The sequence below is a fragment of the Microbacterium testaceum genome (assembly GCF_003075375.1).
GTDB classification, from domain to species: domain Bacteria; phylum Actinomycetota; class Actinomycetes; order Actinomycetales; family Microbacteriaceae; genus Microbacterium; species Microbacterium testaceum_E.
The window spans coordinates 1-1,989 of the sequence record NZ_QDFT01000097.1 but is presented as its reverse complement, the minus strand read 5'-3'; the positions used below and the strand labels follow the sequence as shown (position 1 = coordinate 1,989).

The window sequence follows — 1,989 nt, the reverse complement described above, 5'->3', positions numbered from 1 at the left end:
ATTTGAGCCACCGTGGACGAGGCACTGATTCACTCGCCATTTCCGTGAACCGATACGATCAGCAGATGCCTATCCAGAAGCAAGAAGTTTTTCTTGAGAAGTTCAATCCCGCTCCCGTTCTCCCTTACAACTTGCGTATCGAGGACTTCCAGCTTGCGATGCGCGACGCATACGATTTTTTCTTCGACATCAACACCAACCTGCGGGACCGAAATCTTCGCCGCTTCGAGGACATGTCGAGGCCAGCCATGTTGTCGGGAATGATTTCCGACCTGATGACAGACGCGCTCGCCACCCACGCCCGTTCACTTGTCACCAACGGCTACCACAACGGGCATCCGGACCTTCTCGTGGAGGGGCGTTATGCCCACAATAAGGTGCAGTCAGGTGAACACGGCATCGAGGTGAAGACCACCAACAAGGCCGGTGGCGTGGTCGACACGCACGGCGCACGTAATCAGTGGATGTGTGTATTTGTGTACAAAGCTGACCGCACGACGGAACCCGCGGACGATCGGGCTCCCCTGAAGTTCACCGAAATCTATCTCGCGCAGGTAGAAGCTGATGACTTCCGCTTGAATCGCCGGTTGACGGAGACCGGCACCCGTACCGCGTCGCTGGATAAGTACGGCGCACAAAAGCTGCGGCAAGGGTGGATTTACCTCGACAAGCCCGCGCCTAAGCCTCGGACCTCACGCGCAAAGAAGCAAGCCTAGGAATAGCCTCGGACGCGAGCTTGGCATAGTCCAGGTCAAGCTCAACGCCCACCGCGTCATAGCCCAACGCCGCCGCCGCGGCGAGCGTGGAGCCGGAGCCTGCGAATGGGTCGAGCACAGTACCTGTACCCATTGGAAGAACCGCCCGAACCACCTGTCGAAGGAATGCTTGGGGCTTGAGGGACGGATGGTTAGCGAGCGCACGCTCCTTCGCATGGGTCGGGGCCGACTTGATCACGTCACCGAAGGGCTGATCCTCGGAGATGCGGCGCAGGCCCCCCGTTCCCCACTTGCGCAGGTTGGCGGCGACCGTGGTCACCATTGGTTTGCGGAAGAGCAGCCAGGGCTCCCAGTTAGATCGCGGCATGACGGAGATGTCGGGGAACTCCTCATGAGCATTCTTAGGCCGGTCGCCCCCACGCATGGTTGTGACGAGACGCACTATCTCGCCGCGCCGCTCCAGGCCGGCCTTGCCGAGGCTGTACGAGACGAGGTGGCTGACCAGGGGGTTGGCTGCAACCACCACGTGTGCACCGGGCACCAGCTTTGGAAGCAACCGCTCGCCGAGCGTGGTGAAAAAGCGCTCGAGCTGGTCGAGCTCGGGCGCGGTCAGCGTGGTGAAGCGCGGCAAAGGTGAACGCTTGTTGCCGTCGAAGCTGGGAGGTATGCGCCATGTACCGCCTTTGCCAGCTCGCAGCTTTGCGAGCTGCATGGGCGTGTACTCGACTAGGCCGTAGGGCGGGTCCGTCACACAGGCGTGCAAGCTGTTGTCCGGTTGAGCGCTCAGCCAGTCGAGAGAGTCGGCGTGAAACAGCTTCGCGGTCTTGTGCGAAAAGAACGGCGTCGGCGCTTCGTCGCGGTCTACACCAGCCAACTCAGGCATTCTGCAGCCGGTAGATACCGTGCCCGAGGCGCTCGAACTGTGCCGGGGTGTTTATGTTCAAGTAGGAGCGCACGGACGAGGCTGCGACCTCCTGACCGATGTATTCCTCGACCGCCGCGTGGATGTCGCGCACCTTCGCGCCATCCACACCCTGCGCTCGCAAGTAGCGGACGATGGCATCACGGACTGCGCCCGGCTTCAACGACATGATCGCTCCCTCATAAGACGTCTAGACGTCATTGTACGTCAACCGAGCGGTGGCCGCTGGCTCGCGGAGAGACTACGTTGTACCTCCGACACCGCGGGTGCGGAGGTTCCCACCATCGCCAGCCACCTTGCTTCCGACAGCGCAAGTCAGCGCGGACCAATAAGGACCGCTTCAACATGATC

The 1,989-nt window shown here is 61.0% G+C and carries 3 protein-coding genes; 1 reads left to right on the top strand and 2 read right to left on the bottom strand.

Annotated elements, in window-relative coordinates; all coding sequences use genetic code 11:
• Window positions 1–716 (top strand): hypothetical protein (locus DC432_RS16065; RefSeq protein WP_207770861.1); only part of this gene is annotated, 716 nt, incomplete at its 5' end.
• Here the strand turns inward: DC432_RS16065 and DC432_RS16060 are convergent.
• Both DC432_RS16060 and DC432_RS16660 read right to left on the bottom strand, forming a co-directional pair.
• A complete protein-coding gene (locus DC432_RS16060; protein WP_116538684.1) occupies window positions 679–1,599 on the bottom strand; it encodes a DNA-methyltransferase in 921 nt (306 codons plus the stop codon). The genes DC432_RS16065 and DC432_RS16060 overlap by 38 nt on opposite strands.
• On the bottom strand, window positions 1,592–1,807 hold the full coding sequence (locus DC432_RS16660) for a hypothetical protein (protein WP_116538683.1): 216 nt from the start codon (window positions 1,805–1,807) through the stop codon (window positions 1,592–1,594). Before DC432_RS16660 ends, DC432_RS16060 begins: the two co-directional genes overlap by 8 nt.
• Window positions 1,808–1,989: the final 182 nt, after the last annotated feature.